This is a genomic window from Jatrophihabitans fulvus (assembly GCF_054781375.1).
Window position 1 is genome coordinate 290,027 of record NZ_BAAGUN010000006.1, and the last position, 21,654, is coordinate 311,680.

At 70.6% G+C, this 21,654-nt stretch carries 21 protein-coding genes; 10 read left to right on the top strand and 11 right to left on the bottom strand.

The window, feature by feature from the left end:
- The 7 genes from ACYVP9_RS19290 to ACYVP9_RS19320 all read right to left on the bottom strand — a co-directional run bounded on the left by ACYVP9_RS19290 (nt 1) and on the right by ACYVP9_RS19320 (nt 8,184).
- A complete protein-coding gene (locus ACYVP9_RS19290) occupies nt 1-834 on the bottom strand; it encodes an NAD(P)-dependent oxidoreductase (protein WP_460606564.1) in 834 nt (277 codons plus the stop codon).
- On the bottom strand, nt 831-1,553 hold the full coding sequence (locus ACYVP9_RS19295; RefSeq protein ID WP_460606565.1) for an ABC transporter ATP-binding protein: 723 nt from the start codon (nt 1,551-1,553) through the stop codon (nt 831-833). Before ACYVP9_RS19295 ends, ACYVP9_RS19290 begins: the two co-directional genes overlap by 4 nt.
- Complete coding sequence (locus tag ACYVP9_RS19300) at nt 1,550-2,380, bottom strand: ABC transporter ATP-binding protein (RefSeq protein ID WP_460606566.1); 831 nt, start codon at nt 2,378-2,380, stop codon at nt 1,550-1,552. Before ACYVP9_RS19300 ends, ACYVP9_RS19295 begins: the two co-directional genes overlap by 4 nt.
- Nucleotides 2,377-4,458, bottom strand: a complete 2,082-nt coding sequence (locus ACYVP9_RS19305) for a branched-chain amino acid ABC transporter permease (protein ID WP_460606567.1) — start codon at nt 4,456-4,458, stop codon at nt 2,377-2,379. Before ACYVP9_RS19305 ends, ACYVP9_RS19300 begins: the two co-directional genes overlap by 4 nt.
- Nucleotides 4,459-4,513: 55 nt before the next feature.
- A complete protein-coding gene (locus ACYVP9_RS19310; RefSeq protein ID WP_460606568.1) occupies nt 4,514-5,731 on the bottom strand; it encodes a cytochrome P450 in 1,218 nt (405 codons plus the stop codon).
- A 229-nt stretch (nt 5,732-5,960) separates the two neighbouring features.
- Entirely contained in the window at nt 5,961-7,193 is a 1,233-nt protein-coding gene (locus tag ACYVP9_RS19315) for a CaiB/BaiF CoA transferase family protein (protein WP_460606569.1), read from the bottom strand.
- Nucleotides 7,194-7,248: 55 nt separating this feature from the next.
- A complete protein-coding gene (locus ACYVP9_RS19320) occupies nt 7,249-8,184 on the bottom strand; it encodes an acyl-CoA thioesterase (protein WP_460606570.1) in 936 nt (311 codons plus the stop codon).
- 69 nt (nt 8,185-8,253) lie between these two features.
- Between ACYVP9_RS19320 and ACYVP9_RS19325 the strand changes: the two genes are divergently transcribed.
- From ACYVP9_RS19325 to ACYVP9_RS19360, 8 genes are read left to right on the top strand one after another with little or no spacing between them, the layout of a single operon-like run.
- Entirely contained in the window at nt 8,254-9,021 is a 768-nt protein-coding gene (locus tag ACYVP9_RS19325; RefSeq protein WP_460606571.1) for a Clp protease/crotonase-like domain-containing protein, read from the top strand.
- Entirely contained in the window at nt 9,018-9,314 is a 297-nt protein-coding gene (locus tag ACYVP9_RS19330) for an acyl-CoA synthase (protein WP_460606572.1), read from the top strand. The genes ACYVP9_RS19325 and ACYVP9_RS19330 overlap by 4 nt, the downstream gene beginning before the upstream one ends.
- A 1-nt stretch (nt 9,315) precedes the next feature.
- Entirely contained in the window at nt 9,316-10,131 is an 816-nt protein-coding gene (locus ACYVP9_RS19335) for a mycofactocin-coupled SDR family oxidoreductase (protein ID WP_460606573.1), read from the top strand.
- 7 nt (nt 10,132-10,138) lie between these two features.
- The gene (locus tag ACYVP9_RS19340) at nt 10,139-10,933 is read left to right on the top strand and encodes a Rossmann-fold NAD(P)-binding domain-containing protein (protein WP_460606574.1); all 795 of its coding nucleotides are present in this window, start codon (nt 10,139-10,141) and stop codon (nt 10,931-10,933) included.
- Nucleotides 10,930-12,081: an acyl-CoA dehydrogenase family protein gene (locus ACYVP9_RS19345; protein WP_460606575.1), complete on the top strand. Its 1,152-nt coding sequence runs from the start codon at nt 10,930-10,932 to the stop codon at nt 12,079-12,081. The genes ACYVP9_RS19340 and ACYVP9_RS19345 overlap by 4 nt, the downstream gene beginning before the upstream one ends.
- Nucleotides 12,082-12,086: 5 nt before the next feature.
- Nucleotides 12,087-13,331 carry an acyl-CoA dehydrogenase family protein gene (locus tag ACYVP9_RS19350; protein WP_460606576.1) on the top strand — a complete coding sequence of 415 codons (1,245 nt, stop codon included), beginning with the start codon at nt 12,087-12,089 and terminating at the stop codon, nt 13,329-13,331.
- On the top strand, nt 13,328-14,140 hold the full coding sequence (locus ACYVP9_RS19355) for an SDR family oxidoreductase (protein ID WP_460606577.1): 813 nt from the start codon (nt 13,328-13,330) through the stop codon (nt 14,138-14,140). The genes ACYVP9_RS19350 and ACYVP9_RS19355 overlap by 4 nt, the downstream gene beginning before the upstream one ends.
- Nucleotides 14,137-15,201, top strand: a complete 1,065-nt coding sequence (locus ACYVP9_RS19360; RefSeq protein ID WP_460606578.1) for a DUF2889 domain-containing protein — start codon at nt 14,137-14,139, stop codon at nt 15,199-15,201. Before ACYVP9_RS19355 ends, ACYVP9_RS19360 begins: the two co-directional genes overlap by 4 nt.
- A gap of 35 nt (nt 15,202-15,236) precedes the next feature.
- Here ACYVP9_RS19360 and ACYVP9_RS19365 read toward each other — a convergent pair whose 3' ends face one another.
- Both ACYVP9_RS19365 and ACYVP9_RS19370 read right to left on the bottom strand, forming a co-directional pair.
- Complete coding sequence (locus ACYVP9_RS19365; protein ID WP_460606579.1) at nt 15,237-16,691, bottom strand: acyl-CoA synthetase family protein; 1,455 nt, start codon at nt 16,689-16,691, stop codon at nt 15,237-15,239.
- Entirely contained in the window at nt 16,691-17,884 is a 1,194-nt protein-coding gene (locus ACYVP9_RS19370) for an NAD(P)/FAD-dependent oxidoreductase (protein ID WP_460606580.1), read from the bottom strand. Before ACYVP9_RS19370 ends, ACYVP9_RS19365 begins: the two co-directional genes overlap by 1 nt.
- A 137-nt stretch (nt 17,885-18,021) precedes the next feature.
- Here ACYVP9_RS19370 and ACYVP9_RS19375 point away from each other — a divergent pair, with 137 nt between their 5' ends.
- On the top strand, nt 18,022-18,327 hold the full coding sequence (locus ACYVP9_RS19375) for a hypothetical protein (protein WP_460606620.1): 306 nt from the start codon (nt 18,022-18,024) through the stop codon (nt 18,325-18,327).
- A gap of 12 nt (nt 18,328-18,339) precedes the next feature.
- Nucleotides 18,340-19,851, top strand: coding sequence for a class I adenylate-forming enzyme family protein (locus tag ACYVP9_RS19380; RefSeq protein ID WP_460606581.1), 1,512 nt, complete (start codon nt 18,340-18,342; stop codon nt 19,849-19,851).
- Between the two features lie 27 nt (nt 19,852-19,878).
- Here ACYVP9_RS19380 and ACYVP9_RS19385 read toward each other — a convergent pair whose 3' ends face one another.
- Both ACYVP9_RS19385 and ACYVP9_RS19390 read right to left on the bottom strand, forming a co-directional pair.
- Nucleotides 19,879-20,784, bottom strand: a complete 906-nt coding sequence (locus ACYVP9_RS19385) for an SDR family NAD(P)-dependent oxidoreductase (RefSeq protein ID WP_460606582.1) — start codon at nt 20,782-20,784, stop codon at nt 19,879-19,881.
- The gene (locus ACYVP9_RS19390; RefSeq protein WP_460606583.1) at nt 20,781-21,635 is read right to left on the bottom strand and encodes an acyl-CoA thioesterase; all 855 of its coding nucleotides are present in this window, start codon (nt 21,633-21,635) and stop codon (nt 20,781-20,783) included. The genes ACYVP9_RS19385 and ACYVP9_RS19390 overlap by 4 nt, the downstream gene beginning before the upstream one ends.
- Between the last annotated feature and the right edge of the window lie 19 nt (nt 21,636-21,654).

Sequence of the window (21,654 nt, forward strand, 5' to 3'; positions counted from 1 at the left end):
TCAGCCGCCCGAGACGTCGATCGCACCGCCGCGGGCGGTCCGCGAGATGAGTCCCAGATCGAGACCCAGCTCGGTCGCCACGGCCTCGTAGGTGGCGATGTCCTTGGTGAGGTACGGGATGACCTGCCGGCCGTACTCCTCGGGCGAGGAGAAGTCCTGCATGTAGGCGAGCGCGCGGGTACCCCCGCTGGAGGACAGCAACACCTCGTACAACGACTCGAGCGGCACGCCGGCTGTCCGGGCGACCCCGGCCACCTCCAGCGCGAGCTGCACGTTCGCCGCGAACACGGCGTTGTTGATCAACTTCAAGACCATCGCCGAGCCGAGCTCGCCGGTACGGATCACCGGGTCGGCATAGGCGCGCACCACCGGCTCGACCCTCTCGACGTCCTCCTTCGCGCCGCCCAACATGACGGTGAGGGACGAGGACCGGATGTGCTCGGCCGTGCCACTGAAGGCAGCGTCGACGACACCGACGCCGCGGTCCTCGGCGTCCAACCGACGGGCGAAACGTTGGAGCCATTGCGGCGAGCCGGTGGTGTGAGAGACGAACGTCGCACCAGGCCCGAGCACGCCGACGAAGTCGTCCGCGAGGTCGCTCAGCTGTTGGTCGGTGAACAGGCACGCGATGACGAACTGGTTGTCGTCGCCGAGTTCCGGCAGGGACGCCACCGCCCCTGCGCCTGTCGCCGCCACCTGCTCGCGGACCTCCGCCCTGCGCGCGTAGGCCGTCACCGAGGCGCCGGCACGCGTCAGCATCTCGATCATGGGGAGCCCGATGCGACCGGCTCCGACGAAGCCGACCTTCGTGCCGACGAGCGACGCCGGCGTCATGCCGCGGCCGACCCGAGATAGCGTTGCAGCACCTCGTCCTTGGCTTCGCCGGCCGATCCGCTCCAGACGGACTGCCCACGTGACACCACGACGCAGTCGTCGGCGAAGGCGAGCGCGCGGTGGACGAACTGTTCGATGAGCACGATGGCCACCCCCGCCTCCCTCGCCCGCGCCAGTCCCTCGAACACGGCGTCCACCATCAGTGGGGCAAGTCCGAGCGACATCTCGTCGGCCACCACCAGCGTGGGCGACAGGATGAGCGCCCGGGACAGCGACAGCATCTGCTGCTCACCACCGGACAGGGTGCCGGCGAGCTGCCGGCGCCGCTCGCCCAGGACACCGAACATGTCGTAGGCGCGGGCGATGGCGTCGCCGCGCTCGGCGCGCGGCAGCGTCGCGGCGGCCATACGCAGGTTCTCCGAGACGGTGAGCCCGGTGAAGACCCCGCGGCCCTCGGGCAGGTGCAGCAGCCCCAGCCGCCGGATCTCGTCCGGCCGCTTCTTCGTGATGTCCTGGCCGTCGAAGGTGATCGAACCGCGGGTGGCTCGGATCAGGCCGCTGACGGTTCGGGCAACGGTGGACTTGCCGGCGCCGTTCGGCCCGAGCAGCGCCAGCACGCTGCCCCGCCTCACGGTGAGCGAGAACTTCGACAGCGCCAACGCCGTCCCGTAGCGCACCTCGACATCGGTCATGTCGAGGATCGCGTCGGTGGCGCTCATGCCGTGGCTCCTACTGTGCCGATCGCCGGGCCGGCGTCGTCGAGTTGCTCGCCCAGGTACGCGGCGCGCACCTTCGGGTCGTTGCGGATCTGTTCCGGCGGGCCCTCGGCGATCAGTGTCCCGAAGTCGAGCACGTAGACGTAGTCGGCCATGCCGAGCACCATCTCGACGTCGTGCTCAACCATCAGCAACGACACCCCGCGGCTGTGCACCATCTGCTTGAGGACGTCGACGAGCTCGTCCGTCTCGGCCTGGTCGAGACCCGATGACGCCTCGTCCAGGAGCAGGAAGCGCGGTTCCCGGGCGAAGGACCGCGCGAGCTCGACGAGCCGCGCCAGCCCGAGGGGCAGGCCCATCGCCGGTCGGTGCTGGATCGAGGTCAGGTTCAGGTTGTCGATGATGAGATCGACCCGCTCCGTCTCGACCTTGGACGGCCGGCGGAACCCGCCCGCCGCCCAGATGTCGGTCCAGACGCGCCGCGGTGTGCGCGCGACCCGGTACGCGAGCGTGACGTGGTCGCGCACCGTGAGGCCTGCGAACAGTTCCGGGTGCTGGAAGGTCCGTGCCATGCCCAGGCCGGCCCGATCCTGCGGCGAGGCCTTCGTGACGTCGCCGCCGCTGATGTACACCTGACCGGCATTCGGTCGGCGCAACCCCGACAGGACGCTGAACAACGTGCTCTTGCCTGCGCCGTTCGGTCCGATCAGGCCGACCACCTGACCCGGCGCCACGGCCACGGACACGTCGTTGACCGCGGTGAGGCCGCCGAAGCGGACGGTGATCCCGCGCGCCTCGAGGACCGGGGCGGCATCTGCAAGGCGCGTCATCGCGTGACCTCCGCCGGTGCGGCGCCGGCGACCGCCGGTGCGCCCGGGTTCGGATCGGGTGCCGTCATGGGTTCGGCATCGCTCTTGAGGACGGCGTCGGTGTCGAGGTCGTCGAGCTTGTCGGGACGCACGTCCACCTTCCTTCCCCTGAACAGCACTCCGAAGATGAGGTGCATGAGTTGGCGGCCGTGCATCGCCACAACTCCGTCGGGATTGGTCGCGAGCCCGATCGCACCCAGCCCGAACAGCACCGTCGGCACTTGGAGCCAGATGTCACCGCTCAGGTTGTCGGAGAAGAAGGCGGGCAGCAGGGTGAAGCCCAGGCCCGCGAGCAGGGCGGCGGTCACGGACCGCACGCCACTGGTGACCAGGACCGCGAGCCAGATGAGGCCGGCGAACGTGCTGTAGGTGAACGGGTCGTTGCTCTGGTCGTACATGGTGAGCATCGCGCCACCCAGTCCGGCGACGAACGCGGCGATGCCGGCGAGCAACAACTTCAGGTACACCGTGCGCAGCCCCAGCATGCGGGCGGAGGTCTCGCTCCACCTCGTGCCGGTCATGGCGAGTCCGGTGGTCGACCGACGCAGGTTCCAGATGAACAGGCCGATGATGCAGAAGACGGCCAGCGCGAAGTAGGCGAAGTCGAAGTTGGACGACGCGAAATCGGGCCGGTCCATCGGGACCCCGCCGAGACCCGGCGAGTAGGCAGGGTCCTGGAAGATGATGGTGTCGATCAGCAGTCCGAACGTCAGCGTGACCAGCGCGACGTACAGGTCGCCGAGCCGGATGGTCAATGCACCGATCAGGACACCGACGGGCAGCATGCACAGCGCACCGATCAGTGCGGCGACGATCGGGTTGTAGCCGTGCTCGCTGGACAGCTTGGCGGCGATCAGCCCACCGCCACCGGCGAAGGTGATCTGGCAGAGCCAGATCATGCCGCCGTCACCCGTGACGAGACTGAACGACAGGAAGATGATGGCGAGTGCGATGCCGCGCGCCGCCAACCCCAGCCAGTAGTTGTCGTCCTGGAACAGCAGCGGCACCACGAGCAGGAAGACCATGGGGAGCATCGCGACGAGCTGGCGGGCGGAGAGCAGACCCACCTTGTCCGCCGAGCCCTCCTGCGCCACCCCGGCCGACTCGCCGCCGGCCGGTTTGATCGCCGCGTCCAACGCTCCCCCGCCGGACGCCTCCTGGTCGAGGATGGTGCCGCGGATCATGAACCAGACGAGGAAGACCACGATGATGAACAGCGGCACCGACTGGTAGATCGCCGTACTCGTACGCGAGTTGTCCGGCAGCCAGTACTGGAGCAGCGAGGTCAGCACCCCCATGCCGAGGGCGACGACCACCGCGGTGCCGACGTTGCGCAGCTTGGCCGCGACCACCGCGGCGAACGCGCTGGCCATCAGCGCGGTCATCGTCGAGATCTCGATGCCGCGCGTCGGGCCGGACATGATGCCGGCCGCGCCGGCGAGCAGACCGCTGACCGCCCAGACGCCCAGGGCGACGCGATTGGGGTTGGTCCCGGACAGCGAGGTCAGCGCCTCGCTGCTGACCACGGCGCGGATCTTGAGCCCCGCATCGGTGTACCTCATGACGACGGTTCCCACGACCACCACGACGAGCAGCGACGCAAAGATGATGATCGTGTCCAGGTCGATCGACGTGCCCAGGATCTGCCAGGACTTCACCGGGATCGGGGCGAGCCCCGGCGCCGCGGTGATCGCCGGGTTGTCGAACAGCATGATCGCGATGGCGGGGAGCGCCACCGAGACGCCGATCGCGGCGCAGATCTTCACCAGCGTGGCCTTGTTCCGGAGGAATCGGAACACGGCCAGGTAGAGGATCACCCCGAGCAGCGGCGCGACGACCGCGAGAGCGAGGAACGCCGACAGGCCCAGATTCCACTGGTGAGTCTGATTCGCCCAGTAGAAGAACCGGGCGACGAAATAGGCCATCGAGCCGAACGCGAAGTTGAGGATTCCGGCCGACGCATAGGTGACGACCATGCTGGCCGCCGCGAGTGCGTAGATCGACCCGGCGGCCAGCCCGATGATGACGTACGTGAGCATTCAGCAGACTCTCTGGTGATGGAGGATCGGCGGCGGGGTCCGGAAGGCGGTTCCGCTACGCGAGATCCCATTCGAGCGGGAGGTTCACGAGTCCGATCTGACCGCCGTGCTCACGAACCGGCGTCGACGTGTCGATGCGGAAGTCGGGGACGCGCTGCAGCCACAGCTCGAGCGCCACGTTCAGCTCCAGCCGGGCCAGGTGCGCGCCCAGGCAGCGGTGCGGGCCCGATCCGAAGGCGACGTGCCGGTTCTCCCGGCGGTCGATGATGACCTTGTCCGGCTCGGCGAACTCGCGCGCGTCGCGGTTGGCGGTGACGAGGGGCAGGAACACCATCTCCCCCGCCTTGAGCTGCTGGCCCGCGATCTCGGTGTCCTCGAGCACCTTCCGGCCGGGAGTCACGAAGGAGTAGTAGCGCAGGAACTCCTCCATGGCCGTGGGGATGAGCGAGGGGTCGGCGACGAGCCGTGCGCGATCCTCGGGGTGGTTCGCGAGGTGGAACATCGTGTAGCAGAGCTGCGTGGCCACGGTGTCGAGACCGGCCATGAACATGAGCAGACAGAAGGCGAGCAGGTCGTCGTGCAAGATCGGCGCGCCGTCGATCTCCCAACTCAACGCCTTGCTCAGGATGTCGTCCTTGGGCGCGGACCGCCGCTCGTTGATCAGCTTGTCGAAGTAGGCGTGTACCGCCATGGCGGCCTGCATACCGCTCTCGGACGCGGACGAGCCCTGGTGCAGGATCTGCGTCTCCCACACCTGGAACTGGTCGGCGTCCTCGACCGGCAGACCCATGAGGTCCATGAACACCTGGTTGGGCAGCTTCAGGGCGACGTCCTGGTTGAACTCGCACCGGCCGCGGCCGGCCACCTCGTCCATCACCGTGGTGAAACGTTCGCGGATCTTGCCCTCCATCGCCTCGACGGTGCCCGGCGAGAACAGCGGACCGAGCAGTTTGCGCCACTTGTTGTGCAACGGCGCGTCGAGCATCTCGGGGATCCAGAAGTACGGCGGATTCGGCGAGTCCGGGACGACCGCGCTGGACGAGAACACGCGCGAGTTCTGGTACGCCGCCCGCTGGTCGTCGGCCCCGGTCAACACCCAGAACGGGTTGCCGGACGCGTCACCGAAGTGGACCGGGCCCTGCTCCTTCAGGTCCATCATGATGCGGAAATGGGCGCAGGCCTCACGCGGCGGTTGCTGCATGAGCTGGTCGAAGTGCACGGTCGGCCCGGCGTCGCGGAGGTCGTCGGCCTTGGACTCGGAAACAGCTGTCATGTCGGGTCCCTTCGAGGTCGTCGCGGAGCGACTGACGGGGGGCCGCGGTGGGTGCGGCGCAGGTCACAGCGAGCGTCGTCACACTAGAACAGTTAGCTAAATAAGACAACCAGTTCGGGACGCTGGACGGGGTCGGTCGGCATCACTTCGCAGTGCCCGTTTCCGGGCAGCACGACACCTCCGCCGACCGGTCCGGCGGAGGGCGTGAGGACGCTGTCGGGCGGTCTCGTCAGGTCACAGCGCCGGCGATCTTCAGATCGATGATCTGCTCCTCGGACAGGCCGAGTTCGGCGAGCACCTCGTCGGTGTGCTCGGCGAACAGCGGTGCTCGCCGCAGCGTCTGCGGCGTCTCGTCGAACTGCACCGGGCTGGTCACCAGCTCCCGTTCCTTGCCGTCCGCGTCGACGACGGACGCGATCTGGCCGTTGGCACGCAGCTGCGCGTCGTTGGCGATGTCCCACGCCTCCTGCACCGGTGCCCACGGACCGTCCATCGTCTCGAACAGCGAGACCCAGTGGTCGTAAGGCTGTCGGCCGATCGTCGCGGCCAGCTCCGTCACCGCGAGAGGAGCGTTCTCCATCAGCTTCTCCGCCGTGTCGAAGCGCTCGTCGGTCGCGAGCTCGGGACGGCCGATGAGCTCGACGAATCCCGGCCAGAACCGGCCGGGCTGCAGCATGGTGAGCATGACCCAGCGCCCGTCCGAGGTCTGATAGCTGGCGCTGAGGGGATTCTTCGAACCGACGTTGCGCGGGTTGCCGATCTCGTGCAGGGGGCCGCCGACGACCATCGACAGGTTGATCGCGTACTGCATCGCCCAGGCGCCGACGCCGAACAGCGAGACGTCCACGACGGACGTCTCGCCCGTGACGGCACGCTTGTAGAGCGCAGCCGAGATGCCGCCGGCGATGGTCATGCCGCCGAGGTTGTCGCCGTATGCGCCCGTGGGCATGGCGCACAACGCGTCCGCGCCGGGTGGCGTCACGTGCGCTGCGCTGCCGGCCCGCGCCCAGAAGGCGGTGGAGTCGTAGCCACCGTTGCCCGCCTCCGGTCCCTGCGCCCCGAACCCGGTGCCTCGCACGTAGATGATGTCGGGGTTGATGCGCCGCACGTCCTCGAGTTCGAGACCGAACTTCGTGCGCAGCCTCGGCAGGTAGTTCGTGAGGAAGACGTCGGCCTGCTCGATGAGCGACTCCATCACCGGGCGCGATTCGGGCTTCGACAGGTCCAGACCGACGGACCGTTTGTTGCGATTCGGCCCTTCCATGATCGGGAAGAACGAACTGCCCGGTTCCAGCGCACTCAGACCCAGAACGTGCACGATGCCCCGTTGGGCGTCGCCGGTCTCCGCCGGTTCGATCTTGATCACGTCCGCGCCCCAGTCGCTGAGCACGGCCCCCGCAGCGGGGACGAACGTGTACTGAGCGACCTCGAGGATCTTGACGCCCTGCATCGGCTTGGACATGTGGTGCTCGCTCTCTAGTCGTGTTCGGCCGACGGCCCGGGCGGGAATCGCATACTCAACGCGGCAGGCGCGCCGAGGCCAGCAGGAGCGACTCGTCGCTCACGCGCATCAGGCCCTCTTGCATGGTGGTCGCCACCAGCCGGCCGGCGCGATCGAACATCTGGCCGCGCGACAGCATACGGCCGGCGCCGCTCCAGAAGCCTTCCTGTTCGTGCACGAACCACTCGTCGGCACGGAAGGGTCGGTGGAACCACATGGAGTGGTTCAAGGTCACGCACAGCACGCCGGGGTCGTCGTGACGGACACCGTGTCGGACCATGGCCGCCGTGAGCATGAAGAGGTCCGACACGTAGACGGCAGAGGCGGCATGCCCGAGCCGTTCCGGGATGGGCGGGACGGCATCGAGCGGGGCGTCGAGCGGGTGGAACGACCGCACCCAGATCGACTGCCGGGGAAGGACGGGTTCCTCCGGCGCGGGCGTCCAGCGACCGGGCAGCACCGACGAACGCATCTCGACCGGCAGCCACTGCTCCAGTCGCTGCCACCACCTCCGGGCGCCACCGTCCACCCGCTCGGCGAGCTCACCGAGGGTCGGCAACCGCTCGGGGTCCTCGACGGCGACGGCGACGGCGGTCGGCTCGAACTCCGGACCGGACTCGTCGCGATGGAACGACACGGTGAGGTCGAGGATGCGCGTGGCGCCCTGGCCGGCGACGACCCGGCGGTGCGCGAACGCGCCCCGGTCCTCGGCGGGCTCGACGGTGAACTCGATGGGTTCGTGCGGGTCACCGGGCCACAGGAAGCGTGAGTGCAGCACGTGGGCGCCGAGATCGCCCGAGACGGTCGTTCCCGCCGCGAGCAAGGCAACGGCCATGACCTGGCCGCCGAAGACCCGGTCGGGCCGACCGTCCTCCATGAGCGCGCAGAATCGCCAGTCGCCGGTCCGCTCCACCCGGAGGGCTGCCGCCAGCGAGGGGCGGGGCGCTATCATGCAAAATAGTTTACTTAGTTTGCTTCTTGGAGCAATCCTTACTCCCGCCGGATCGAAGGGACAGCACCTGTGGACGACGTCGTCCTGGTCGAACACCGCGACGGGGTCGCGGTCATCACGATCAATCGCCCTTCGGCCCGCAACGCCGTGAACCGGGCGGTGTCGGACGCCGCCCAGCGCGCGGTCGACGAGCTGGACGCTCGCAGTGACCTGACCATCGGCATCATCACCGGCGCCGGTGGCTACTTCAGTGCCGGCATGGATCTCAAGGCCTTCCTCGCCGGCGAGAAGGTGGCCGACGAGGAACGCGGCATGCTCGGCTTCACCCGCCGACCGTCGAAGAAGCCGCTCATCGCGGCGGTCGAAGGCCCGGCGCTCGCCGGCGGGTGCGAGATCGCGCTCGCGTGCGACCTGATCGTCGCGGCGCAGGACGCCTCGTTCGGCATCCCGGAGGTGAAGCGGGGGCTCGTCGCCGGCGGCGGTGGGCTGCTGCGGCTGCCCCGGCGCATCCCACAGGCCGTGGCGATGGAACTCGCCCTCACCGGCGATCCGATCTCCGCACCCGAGGCGCTGCGGCTCGGGTTGATCAACGCCGTCACCGCGAAGGGCGGCGCCCTGGACGGCGCCATGTCGCTCGCACGGCGGGTCGCTGCCAACGGGCCCTTGGCGGTCGCTGCGACGCGTGAGATCGTCCGCAAGGCCACGGACTGGGCGATGGACGACGAGGCCTGGCGCGAGTCGGAGAAGATCTTCGCCCCGGTCTTCACCTCCCACGATGCCGAGGAGGGGGCCCGCGCCTTCGCCGAGAAGCGGGCTCCGGAATGGACCGGACGATGACGACCGAGGACGCCACCACTCCCGACGAGCACGAACCCCAGCGGGGGGACGACGACGACTACGACCTCCTCACCTACAACGAGGTCGTCGTGCGGTTGGCCGAGCTGCTGCGCGACGAGCGCCGCGTCCTGGACGACCTGCGCACCGCCGAGCGGCCCGACGACGGGGCCGTCGCCCGGCAGCAGGAACGCATCGCCGTGCTCGAGGAGGGCAGGGAGCGGTATGCGCGCCAGCACGAGACCGCGGAGATCTTCATGCAGCGGTTCGGCCTCACACCGAGAAGGGACGGCTGACGTGGCCGGACGGGTCGAGGGCAAGGTCGCGCTCATCACCGGCGCCGCGCGCGGGCAGGGACGATCGCACGCGGTCCGGCTGGCGCAGGAGGGTGCAGACGTCGTCCTGGTCGACGTGTGCGCACCGATGCGCGGCGTGAACTACCCGGCCGCGACACCCGAGGACCTCGCCGAGACCGTCCGGCTCGTCGAGGCACTCGACCGCCGGGCCGTCGCTCACGAGGTCGACGTCCGCGATGCCTCGGCCCTCGAGGACGCCGTGGCGGACGGCGTGGCCCGGCTGGGCCGCCTCGACATCGTGGTGGCGAACGCCGGCATCTGCATTCCTGCCCAGTGGCAGGACGTCACGCCGGAGATCTTCCGGGACACGATCGACGTCAACCTGATCGGCAGCTGGAACACCGTGATGGCCGGGGCGCCGCACCTGGTGAGCGGTGGCGGCGGCTCGATCGTCCTGACCAGTTCCGTCGCCGGACTGAAGGCTCTGCCGTTCCTCGTCCCGTACGTCGCCAGCAAGCACGGTGTCACCGGGCTCGCCCGGGCGTTCGCCCACGAGCTGGCGAAGGACGGCATCCGCGTCAACAGCGTCCACCCCACCGGCGTCGACACCCCGATGGGCACCGGCGACACCGGCGGCGCGATCGAGGGGGGCATCGCCGCGAACCCCCGCGTCGGAGCGATGTTCACCAACAGCCTGCCGATCGACGTCACCGAGGCCGTCGACATCAGCAACGCGGTGCTGTTCCTGGCCTCGGACGAGTCGAGGCACGTGACGGCGCTCGCGCTGACCGTCGATGCCGGCAACAGTCAGTACTGAGCCGGCGATGGATCTCGGCATCGACGGCAAGGTGGCCGTGGTCAGCGGCGGCAGCAAGGGTCTCGGCCGCGCGGTCGCGACCGAACTGGCGGCCGAAGGGGCTCGCGTCGTCGTCAGCGCCCGCGGCGCCGAGGCGCTCGCCGAGACCGTCGACGCCATCACCGCAGCGGGAGGCACCGCCGTCGGCGTCGTCGCCGACATGCGCGTGAAGGCCGACATCCGACGTGTCGTCGCGACGGCCAGGGAGCAGCTGGGGCCGGTCGAGATCGCGGTCTTCAACGTGTACGGGCCCACCCACGGCCGCTACGAGCAGGTCACCGACGACGCCCTCACGTCGGCGTACCACGACATGGTGCTGGCACTGCACTGGCTGACCGAGGCCGTCCTGCCCGACATGACGGCGGCCGGGTGGGGCCGTCTGGTGACCCTGAACTCCATCTCCGCGAAGGAGGTCCATCGCGACCTCCCGCTGTTCACCGCGAACCTCACCCGCAGCGCCGCGGTGTCGTTCAACAAGTCGCTGTCGGCCGAGGTCGCGCCGCATGGCATCACCGTCAACACGATGGGGACCGGTTCCTTCCTGACCGACCGGTTCACCGACTACATGCAGCGTCAGGCCGAGGAGCGTGGGGTGCCGTACAGCGAGTTCGACGCCATGCAGAGCGACATCGTGCCGGTGGGCCGCATCGGCTACCCGTCGGAGATGTCGGCAGCGGTTGCCTTCCTGTGTTCCATCCGGGCCGGCTTCATCACCGGGCAGTTCCTGGTCGTCGACGGAGGGCAGGTGCGCACCCTGTGGTGACCGACGAGATCGACCGCACCGGGCACGACACACCCGCCGCGGGGTACGACGAGCGCGAGGCCCTGCGCGCCAGCGTGCGCGCCTTCCTCGCCAACCACGCGCCCGAGGCCGACGTGCGTCGGGTCATGGCGACGGAGTCCGGCCTTGATCGCGCGCTGTGGCGGCGGATGTCCGACGAGCTCGGGCTGCCCGGCCTGGCCGTCCCGGAGGCCTACGGCGGCAGCGGTTTCGGTGCCGGCGAACTGCAGGTCGTGCTTGAGGAGCTCGGCCGCGCTCTCGCCTGCGTGCCCTTCCTCTCCTCCGCCGTGCTGGCGACGACCGCATTGCTGTCGTCCGACGACACCGCGGTCTGCGACGACCTGCTGCCGGCCGTTGCCGACGGTTCCCGTGTCGCGACGCTGGCCGCGCTCGGCGACAGCGGCTCCTACGGCGGTCCGGACGTGTTCGAGGTGCGTGCCTCGCGCTCGGGCGAGGGACACGTCCTGTCCGGTCGTCGCACATTCGTGCCCGACGCGCAGGCCGCCGACCTCTACCTCGTCACCGCCGTGCACGACGACGGCCCTGCGCTGTTTGCCGTCGACGCCCTCGCCGAGGGCGTGCGCTGCACCCCGTTGCCGACGCTGGACGAGACGCGTCGCCAGGGCAGCGTCGAACTCGACCGCGCTTCCGCGCGGCTCATCGGCGCTGCCGGGCGGGCCGCGGACGTGCTGGCGCGCACCGTCGCCGTCGGTTCGGTCGCGCTCGCGGCCGAGCACATGGGTGGCGCCCGACGTGCGCTCGAGATGGCGGTCGAGTACGCCAAGGTGCGCGAGCAGTTCGGACGCGTCATCGGCTCGTTCCAGGCGGTCAAGCACCGATGCGCCGACATGCTGCTGCGGGTCGAGGCCGCCACCTCGGCGGTGACGGCGGCGGCCCACGCCCTCGACACCGGCGCCGAGGACTTCGCGGAACTCGCCCCCCTCGCCCTGGGCCTGGCGTCGGAGGCGTACCTGTACGCGGCGACGGAGAACATCGAGCTCCACGGCGGCATCGGCTTCACCTGGGAATCGGCGGCGCACCTGTACTACAAGCGCGCCGTCGCCGGCACCGCGCTACTCGGTTCCCCGACCGCGAACCGCGCCGCCATGATGACCGCGATGGGACGGTGACCGCGATGACCGCGGACGTCACGACGAACGCACTGCTCGCCCTGGCGGAGGATCCTCAGGAGCGGGACTTCGCGGCCGAGGCGCTCCGCTTCCTCACCGCCCACGCGCCGCCGCGCGCCGAGCAGGCGGTCCGCTGGGGACAGGGCGACGAACGGCTGACCCTGTTCCACGAGACCTCCGGCGAGCAGGAACGCGCCGAGGTCGACGCGGCGCGGGCCTGGCAGCGCCTCCGCTGGGACGCCGGCTTCGGCTGGATCTCGGGGCCGCCCGAACACGGTGGGCGCGGCCTGCCCGACTCCTACGAGCGCCTCTACCGCATGCTCGAAGGCGCCTTCGACGTCGTCGACATGAGCCCGCTGCGCATCGGCCTGGGCACGGTGCAGTCGGCCATCCGCTACCACGGCACGCCCGAGCAGGTGGGCGAGTACGCGGCATCGCTGGTGCGGGGTGACCGCATCGCCTGCCAGCTGTTCTCGGAGCCCGGCGCCGGCTCCGACCTCGCGGGCGTCCGCACCCGCGCCGTCCGCCACGACGACGGATGGCACCTGGACGGGCAGAAGGTCTGGACGTCGAACGGCAACTTCGCCGACATCGGTCTCGCCCTCGTCCGCACCGATCCCGAGGTGGCCAAGCACCGGGGCCTGACCATGTTCATCGTGCCGATGGACCGTCCCGGCGTCACGGTCCGCCCGTTGCGGCAGATGACCGGCGGCGCCTCGTTCTGCGAGGTGTTCCTGGACGACGTCGTCGTCGACGACTCACTCCGCCTGGGGGACGTCGGCGCCGGCTGGACGATCGCGCTCGACACCCTCGCCCACGAGCGTCGCGTGACCGGCGACCGGTCCCACGAGATCGTCGCGCGGGCGACGGAGCTGCTGTGGCAGCTGGCGCAGCGATCCGGCCGGTCGGACGACCCGCTGATCCGCGACGCCTGGGCCAGGCTCCACACGAACGTCCGGGCCGCACGGTTCCAGCAGCAACGCATGCAGGCCACCCCGGAGCGTGTGCTGACCGGAGCCGAGCGGGCCATGGACAAGTTGTTGCTCGTCGACAACCTGCGGGCCATCGGGCAGCTCGCGCTCGATCTGCTCGGACCGCGTTTCGTGGCCGACACCGGCGAGTGGGGCACGTTCAACTGGAACCGATGGTTGATGGGCGCCCTCGGGTACCGCATCGCCGGCGGCACCGACGAGGTGCTGCGCGGGATGCTGGGCGAACGCGTGCTCGGCCTTCCCCGGGAGCCCCGGTGAACCGGGTCGTCTGCGTCACCGGCGCGTCACAGGGCGTCGGTCTGGCGACGGCGAGGGCGTTCGCCGAGGCCGGAGACCTGGTCGTCGCCACATCGCGTGACGCCGCGGCCGCGGCCGCGGCCGCGGCGCTGACGGCGCCCGGTATCACCGTGCACCCGCTGGACGTCACCTCGCCGGCGTCGGTCGACGCGCTGCACGCCTTCGTCGCCGAGCGGTTCGGACGACTCGACGTGCTCGTCAACAACGCCGGGCGTGGATATCAGGGCACCCTCGAGGAGCTGTCGATGGACGACCTCGCGAGCAGCTTCGAGGTCAACGTCCTGGGCGCCGCGCGCACGACGAAGGCCTTCCTGCCGATGATGCGTGCCGCCGGAACCGGACACGTCATCGCCATCTCGAGCATCGGCGGCGTCGTAGGCCAGCCGTTCCGCGACGCCTACTGCGCGGCCAAGTTCGCGCTGGAGGGCCTGTTCGAGTCACTGCACCCGGTCGCGGCCCGCTTCGGCGTCAGCGTGAGCCTCGTCGAACCGGGCAAGATCGAGTCGCAGCACGACGACCGGGGGCTGCGTCGCGTCGCGACCGACGATCCGGAACTCGCCCGCATCGAGCGCAGCTACGAGGAGGCCGCGTCCACCGCGCGTCCCCGGCCGCCCGAGGAGACCGCACGCGTCGTGCTGGCGTGCGCGGACGATCCCCGGCCCCGGCTGCGCTACCAGACCTGCAAGCTCTCCGCCCGCATGGTCGGGCTCAAGCTGGCCGACACCGACGGATCGGTGATCACCACCATGACCGGCTCCTGGCTCGGATGACCGAGCCCGGCGACCCGGGGGCACGCAGGGCCGAGACCGTCCACCCGCGGCACGGCATTCACGAACCGACGCGGTCCACGCCGATCCGGCGTCCGAACTCGGTGCGTCGCACCGCGAGCACCGAGATCCTGCGCACCGACGGGCTGACCGGCCCCCTGCACCTGATCGGCGCCGCGCGCGACCTGCGGACCGCGGGCGACGGGACCCCCGAGGTGCTCGGAACGGCCGCGACCCACGCGGTCGTCGACTACACGCACGGCTGCACGGTGCTCGAACTGGACGGCGCCGGCCCGGCGGGCGCCGCGCTCGTCGGCCGCGGCTCCCGCAGCGGGTTCCGGGCCGCCGTGCAGGAGGCGTTCGGCGCCGACGCCCGCGACTGCACCCCGCTGCACCTGTTGCTCGACGACGTGCCGGTCTGCGTGCTCATCTCCGGTCACGTCGTCGCGGCCACCGCCGCCGATCCCGCCGAGGTGTGGGACGGCGACGAGGGCGACGGTTCGCTCGCGGTCCTGACGGCGCGCGCCGACCAGTGCGCCGGTTTCGCGACGGGCGGCACGATCATGTCCGAAGCGGCCGGCACCGGCTACGCGCCGACCGTCGTCGGGCCGGCAGCCCCGGCTCTCGAGCGCGAGGACGACCCGTGGTCCTGGCACGACGTGCCCGAGCTGCCCCCGACCGGCATGCGCCGGCGTCGGCGCCTCGACCTCACCCGGGTGGCCGGCGGTTACGAGGTCGACGCCATGTTCCGCGACTCCTACGCCCTGCCGGACGGCGGCGAGACGGTCATCCACGAGTACACGATCGAGGCTGCCGTGGACACCGCACTGACCGTCACCGAGTTGACGTCGACGGCCCGGGTCCTGCCGTGGATCGAGTGCCCGGCCGCGGCGACGAGCGGTCAGCGCGTGATCGGACGCCCGGTGACCGAGCTGCGCAGCTGGGTCCGGGCCGAACTCGTCGGCACCTCGACCTGCACCCACCTCAACGACGCGCTGCGTTCACTGCAGGACGTCGCGGCGCTCGCGTCGGCCCTCGACGGCCCAGCGGCCCCCTCCGACTGAGCCACGGTCACGTGCGGAACCGTCCCTGGGCTCGATCAGAGCCGGGAAGCCCTGAGCCGGAGCCGCTGGGCCTTACCGGCCATGTCGCGCAGCGGAAGGTCCACGTGCTCCCACGTGTCGGGCACCCGCACCTCGGGGAACAGGTCGTGCAGCATCGTGCGCAGCTCGTCGTCGGACACCTCATGGCCGGCGGTGTCCACCAGGGCGTGCACACGATCACCGTCCGGGCCGGGCAGGCCGATGACCACGGCCGAGCGCACGTTGCGGTGACGCTCGAGCGCGCCCTCGATCGGCAACGGTGCGACGGGCCCGTCCGCGGTGTGGATCATGTCCTTGACCCGATCGACGAGGTAGAGGTAGCCGTCGTCCTCGAGCCGACCCAGGTCGCCGAACGTCTCCCAGCCGCCGTCGAGCGTCGTGACCTCGGCGTTCAGGTAGTGGAAGTTGCGCCGACCGGTGAGGTCACGCAGGTACACGAGACCGACCTCCCCGGGTGGGAGGCGACGTCCCGTCTCGTCGAAAACGGCGATCTCGCAACCCGGTGCCGCCCGTCCGACCGAGCCGGGGTGGGCCAGCCATTCGACGCCGTCGATCCAGCAGCTGCCGCGCGCGTCGGTGGCGCCGTAACTCTCGGCCAGCCGCTCCGGTCCGAGCCAGTCGATCAACTCCCGCTTGGCCCAGACCGGGATGGCGCCGGAGTACTGCGTGACGCAGCGGAGGCTGCTGACGTCATGACGCCTCCGCGCGGACGCAGGCAGTTTGGCGAGCGCGACGAGCACGGGGTGGGTGGCGGCGATCCAGTCGACACGGTGCTCGGCGACCAACCGGAGCAGCTCCGTGGCGTCGAACTCGCGCATGAGCACCTGATGACAGCCGATCGCGAGGGCCACTGTCGTGGCGACGAACCCGGTGCCGTCGCACACCTCGAGCGGGACGACATGGACACCGTCGGCGCGCAGGCCGTAGTGCCACGGCCGGGCCGGGTTCGTGATCGCGGGGACGTCCACAGAGATGAGCTTCGACGGCCCGGTGGACCCGCCGCTCGAACCGATCCGGAGGCGGGGTGCGACCGGGGCCTCGGGGACCGGCGTCACGTCGTCACCGTCGAACAGCTCCGCCAGGGTCGGCGTCGCGACGCCGGGCCAGGCCTCGGCGTGGTCAGCAGGGAACCCGATGGCCACCTTCGCTGCCGAGGTGAGCACCAGGTCGACGAGTTCGTCGCGGCCCTTGCGCGGGTGGAGCGGTACCGGCACCGCCCCGACCCGCCAGATCGCGAACACCGCCATCAGCAACTCGGCGGAGTTGGTGCCGCTCAGTGCGACCAGGTCACCGTGCGCCACGCCGTCACCGAGCAGTCGGCGCGCCCCGCGGTCGACGAGCAGGTCGACGTCGGCACGGCTGAAGGTCCGGCCCGCGTCGGTGATCGCGGGCCGATCCGGGTCGCGCGCCGCGGCGTCGCGCAGGGCGCGCTCGAGCGCGACCACGGGCATCAGGCGGCCGGCCCGATCGCATCGCGCGCGGTCTGCTCGTCGGCGCCGTCGCGCACCAACGCCGTGGCGGTGGCGAGGTGCCTTGCCGCGGAGACGAGCCCGCACCCGGTCAGCCTCCCTTGGCGGAGGTACAGCACCACGCTCTTCTTCACCCCTCCGCCGACCGGCCGCAGGACGACCGTCCGGTCCGCGCGGTCGGGCCGTCCGATGATCTGGACCTTGAGACCGAACTGGTCGGTCCAGAAGTAGTCGGGCTCGGCGGGCAGGGGTTCGCGCCCGAGAATGTCGGCCGCCACCGCCGCCGCATGTGTGCCGGCGTTCGTCCAGTGCTCCGTGCGGCGCGGCTCGCCCGTGAAGGGGTCGGGCCACGCCGCCACGTCGCCGATCGCGTACGCGTTGCCGAGACCCACCACGCGGCCGCGACCGTCGCACGGGATGCCGCCGGAGCCGTCGAAACCGAGCCAGCCCGACGCCGGCGTGCTGCCGATGCCGACGACGACGGTGTCGACGCGCACGGACTCGCCTCCCGTCAGCTCGACGATCACGGCGTCGCCGTCCGGGACGAGATCCGACACCGAGACGTTGCCGCGGAACTCGACGCCGGCCTCGGCGATCGCCGCGCCGACGAGCGCGGCGGCGCCGGCGCCCAGCGCCCGCTCGAGCGGTCGGGCAGTGGCCTCGAACATCAACGTGCGGCAGCCGAGCCGCCGCGCGGCCGACGCGACCTCGGCCCCGACGAAACCGCCACCCACGACGGCGACGGTGCCCCCGGAGGCCAGGCGCGCCACGAGCCACTCGGCATCGTCCACGGTGCGCAGCACGCCGATCGCCGGATGATCGGGCTGGGACGGCAAGCGGCGGGGCGAGACGCCGGTGGCGATCACGAGCCGATCAGCCGTGAGCGCGGTCCCGTCGGCGAGCGTGAGCGCCGAGCCGTCCCACCCGGTGGCGGCGACGCCGACGTGGACACCGATGTCCAGAGCGGCCAGTTCCTCGCGGCTGCGGAACGCGAGGTCCTGGCCGGCGCGCGAACCCCACAGCACCTGTTTCGACAGCGGCGGACGGTCGTAGGGCAGGTGGGGTTCCGCTCCCACGAGCGTGACCGAACCGGCGAAGCCCCCCTCGCGCAGCTGTTCGGCGACGCGCAGACCCGCCACGGACGCTCCGGCGATCACCACCGACCCGACGCTCAACCGCCTCCACCTTCCCACTCAATATCTATCTTAGTAAGATAACTGGTCGGCCGCCGGATCCACCCGGACCTATGCCTTTCGGATAACTGATTAAACTGTTCTAGGATCCGTTTCACAACGAAGGAGTCCCCGTGCGCATGACAGTCGGCCAGGCCCTTGCCAGCGTCACCGACACCACCAAGGTGATCGTGGTCCGCGCCTCCGGCGAGGACGTCGAGATCACCTGCGGCGGCGTGCCCATGGTCGACGCCAAGTCCGCGGCCGAGCAGCCGCTGCAGGCTGCCGCGCCCGGGTTCGCCGACGGCGCCCTGCTCGGCAAGCGCTACGAGAACTCGGCGGCAAGCGTCGAGTTGCTGTGCACGAAGGGCGGCACGAGCTCGTTGGCGATCGACGGCGAGATCCTCGTGGTGAAGTCCGCCAAGCCTCTGCCGGCCTCGGACTGAACAGGCGCCCGGATGAATCTCTCGCTCCTGCTGGACATGACGCGTGACGGTCTGGGCGACCGCGTGCTGCTCGGGACCCGCGCGTCCGGCATCACGGCGGAAGGGCTTCACCGCCGCTCCGTCGGCGGGGCGCGGCACCTGCACCGGGCCGGAGCGAGCGCTCTGGTGTACCTCGCGGTCAACGGCCCGGCCTTCCCCGTCGCCATGTTCGCTGCCGCCCGGGCGGGCATCCCGCTGGTACCGCTGAACTACCGGCTCGGCGACGAGCAACTCGCCGAACTGCTCGGGCGTCATCCCGACGCGCTCGCCATCGTCGACCCCGCGCAGGCCGACCGGGCGCGGACGCTGGGCACGCCGTCCGTCACCCCGGAGGAGTGGCTGTCCGTCACCGACGACCTCGGCGACGACGCCGACGACGACGCGCTGCCGGATGCGCAGTCCGACGCGGCCGTGATCATCTACACCAGCGGCACGACCTCGACGCCCAAGGGCGTGGTCATCCGGCACTCGAACCTGCTCTCCTACGTCTTCGGATCGGTGGAGTTCGCGTCCGCCGAGCCTGACGAGGCCGCCCTCATCAGCGTCCCCCCGTACCACATCGCTGCCGTCGCCAACGCGGTCACGAACCTGTACGCAGGACGGCGAACCGTCGTGCTGGACCAGTTCAGCGCCGCCGACTGGCTCGAGACCGCACGCACCGAGCGGATCACCAACGCGCTGGTCGTGCCGACGATGCTCGCGCGGATCATGTCCGACGACAGCGTCGAGCTCCACGTGCCCTCGCTGCGGACGCTGGCCTACGGCGGCGCGGCCATGCCCCTCCCCGTGATCGAGCGCGCCCTGCGCCACTGGCCGCACGTCGACTTCGTGAACGCCTACGGGCTCACCGAGACCAGTTCCACCGTGGCGGTGCTGGGGCCGGAGGACCACCGCGCGGCCCTCGCCAGCGACGAGCCGGCGATCCGGGCTCGCCTGTCGTCCGCGGGCAGGGTCGTGCCATCGATCGAGCTGCAGATCCGCGACGAGAGCGGCGCGGTGCTCGAGCAGGGCGAGGCCGGACGCATCTGGGTGCGCGGCGAGCAGGTCTCGGGCGAGTACACCGGATCGGGCTCGGTGCTGGACGCCGGCGGCTGGTTCGACACCCGCGACATCGGCCACCTCGACGCGGACGGTTACCTGTTCATCCGCGGCCGTGCCGACGACACGATCATCCGAGGCGGCGAGAACATCGCGCCCGCCGAGATCGAGGCGAGCCTGCTCGCCCACCCCGACGTGGTCGACGCGGTCGTGGTCGGCGTCCCCGACCCCGAGTGGGGTCAGCACATCGAGGCCGCCGTGGTGCTGCGCAGCGGCTCCACCGCGGACGGCCTGTCCCTGCGTGAGCACGTTCGAGCACACCTGCGCGGGTCGAAGACGCCCGATCGCGTGCTCATCTGGGACGAGCTGCCGCGCACCGAGACCGGGAAGCTCGTCCGCCGCGAGGCCGTCGCCCGCATCACCCAGGGCGCGAACGCCACGGTCTGAGCGCGGTGACGCCGCCGGCCGATCACGTCAGAGCAGCACCTCGGAGCCGTTCGGGTTGAGCGTCCAACCGCCCCGGCCGTCGCGCAGCCACCCGCTCGAGGCCCAGGTGCCGCCGTCGACGTTCACCGTCACCCCGGTGACGTAGGAAGCCATGGGCGAGCAGAGCCAGATGGCGACCCCGGCGCACTCGTCCACGAGGCCCTCCCGGCCGAGCGGCACGAGCAAACCCCAGCTCTCGTCGGTGTCGGCCCAGTCGTCCGGTGTCAGCGGGCCGGTCGGATTCCCGCGCATGCCCGGCGAGATGGTGTGGTCGGGCGCGATCGCGTTGACGCGGATGCCGTGTTCGGCGACCTCGAGCGCGAGCGTCCTGGTGAAGTTGAGCATCCCGGCCTTGCACGCCGCATAGACCGCGTACGAGGGCGCGGCACGCATGCCCTCGATGCTGCTCACGTTGAGGATCGATCCGCCGTGGCCGCGGGCGATCATCAGGTTCGCGGCCTCCTGGGAGGCGACCAGCATCGAGACCAGGTTCATGTCGATGTGCTTGCGCATACTGCGCTCCGGCTGGGTGAGGAACGAGCCGCCACGCACCCCTCCGGCATTGTTGACCAGCACGTCGAGCCGACCGAAGGTGTCGTCCACCTGCCCGATCGCATCGCGCAGCGCATCGGTGTCGAGCACGTCGCACGGCACGGCCAGGACGCGGTGACCGTGGGCGAGGAGGGCCCGTTCCGCGGCGCGGCACCGATCCTCGTCGACGTCGAGCACGGCCACGTCCGCCCCGAAACGGGCGGCCGCCAGCGCGATGCCCAGCCCGATCCCCCCGCCACCCGCGGTGACGACGACGGAGCGACCGGTCAGCAGGACGTCATCGGGCGCGAGCCGGGTCTCGTGCACGGCTCGCGCCCGCGCCATCAACTCGTCCGGTGTCACGAGCGCTCCGGAACCCGGACGATCGTGTGACGGCGACCCTGCGGCAGGCGCCGGAACAGCGATTCCTGCGCCAGACCGGCGACGAGCGTCCCGTCGCGGTCGAAGATCCGACCCCGGTAGAGGCCGCGACCGCGACCCACCGACTCGCCGGCCAGATCCATCAGCAGCCAATCCGGCCGGGCGGGCCGGTAGAGCCACAGTGCGTGATCGATGCTGGTCAGTCGCACGTTCCAGTCGAAGGGCGCGATGCGGAACAACCCCGTGCACATGTCGGACACGTAGGTGACGAAGCATCCGAACAGGTGCGGGTCGTCGGCGATGCCCGGAGCGGCCGGCCGCACCCAGACTCGCGCCGGCGTCGGCAGATCCGAACCCTGATCGGCATCCCGGAACTCGACGCCGACGGCCCGGGTCCGCAGCCGTCCTGTGCCGGGCGCGTCGGGATCGGGTGCCGGAGGCGCCGGCTCCGCCTGGGAGTCGGGACCGTCCTCCGGCACGTGGAACGAGCACGACATCGAGAACAGCGTCTTGCCGAACTGCAGCGCCACCACACGGCGTGCCGCGTACGAGCGGCCGTCCCGATCCCGTTGCACTCGGTACACGACCGGTTCGAGCGGGTTGCCCGGCCGGACGAAGTACGCGTGGAGCGAGTGCGGGAGGTACTCGGCACGTACGGTCAGCGAAGCCGCACGCAGGGCCTGCGCCATCACCTGGCCGCCGTACAACCCCTCGGGGTCGTCCCACAGCTCCGTCGACCGGTAGATGTCGCGATCGATGTCGTCCAGTTCGAGCAGGCGGGTCAACGACGGGGCACTCGTCGGCGGGCTGCCCGGATCCTCGGTCAGGTCCATCGAGGGCGGACCCCTCCGC

What these genes read in the sequence shown, in the direction of transcription:
- ACYVP9_RS19290 (WP_460606564.1), bottom strand. Translation starts at nt 834, where the DNA reads ATGACGCCGGCGTCGCTCGTCGGCACGAAGGTCGGCTTCGTCGGAGCC.
- ACYVP9_RS19295 (WP_460606565.1), bottom strand. Translation starts at nt 1,553, where the DNA reads ATGAGCGCCACCGACGCGATCCTCGACATGACCGATGTCGAGGTGCGC.
- ACYVP9_RS19300 (WP_460606566.1), bottom strand. Translation starts at nt 2,380, where the DNA reads ATGACGCGCCTTGCAGATGCCGCCCCGGTCCTCGAGGCGCGCGGGATC.
- ACYVP9_RS19305 (WP_460606567.1), bottom strand. Translation starts at nt 4,458, where the DNA reads ATGCTCACGTACGTCATCATCGGGCTGGCCGCCGGGTCGATCTACGCA.
- ACYVP9_RS19310 (WP_460606568.1), bottom strand. Translation starts at nt 5,731, where the DNA reads ATGACAGCTGTTTCCGAGTCCAAGGCCGACGACCTCCGCGACGCCGGG.
- ACYVP9_RS19315 (WP_460606569.1), bottom strand. Translation starts at nt 7,193, where the DNA reads ATGTCCAAGCCGATGCAGGGCGTCAAGATCCTCGAGGTCGCTCAGTAC.
- ACYVP9_RS19320 (WP_460606570.1), bottom strand. Translation starts at nt 8,184, where the DNA reads ATGATAGCGCCCCGCCCCTCGCTGGCGGCAGCCCTCCGGGTGGAGCGG.
- ACYVP9_RS19330 (WP_460606572.1), top strand. Translation starts at nt 9,018, where the DNA reads ATGACGACCGAGGACGCCACCACTCCCGACGAGCACGAACCCCAGCGG.
- ACYVP9_RS19340 (WP_460606574.1), top strand. Translation starts at nt 10,139, where the DNA reads ATGGATCTCGGCATCGACGGCAAGGTGGCCGTGGTCAGCGGCGGCAGC.
- ACYVP9_RS19350 (WP_460606576.1), top strand. Translation starts at nt 12,087, where the DNA reads ATGACCGCGGACGTCACGACGAACGCACTGCTCGCCCTGGCGGAGGAT.
- ACYVP9_RS19360 (WP_460606578.1), top strand. Translation starts at nt 14,137, where the DNA reads ATGACCGAGCCCGGCGACCCGGGGGCACGCAGGGCCGAGACCGTCCAC.
- ACYVP9_RS19365 (WP_460606579.1), bottom strand. Translation starts at nt 16,691, where the DNA reads ATGCCCGTGGTCGCGCTCGAGCGCGCCCTGCGCGACGCCGCGGCGCGC.
- ACYVP9_RS19375 (WP_460606620.1), top strand. Translation starts at nt 18,022, where the DNA reads ATGACAGTCGGCCAGGCCCTTGCCAGCGTCACCGACACCACCAAGGTG.
- ACYVP9_RS19380 (WP_460606581.1), top strand. Translation starts at nt 18,340, where the DNA reads ATGAATCTCTCGCTCCTGCTGGACATGACGCGTGACGGTCTGGGCGAC.
- ACYVP9_RS19390 (WP_460606583.1), bottom strand. Translation starts at nt 21,635, where the DNA reads ATGGACCTGACCGAGGATCCGGGCAGCCCGCCGACGAGTGCCCCGTCG.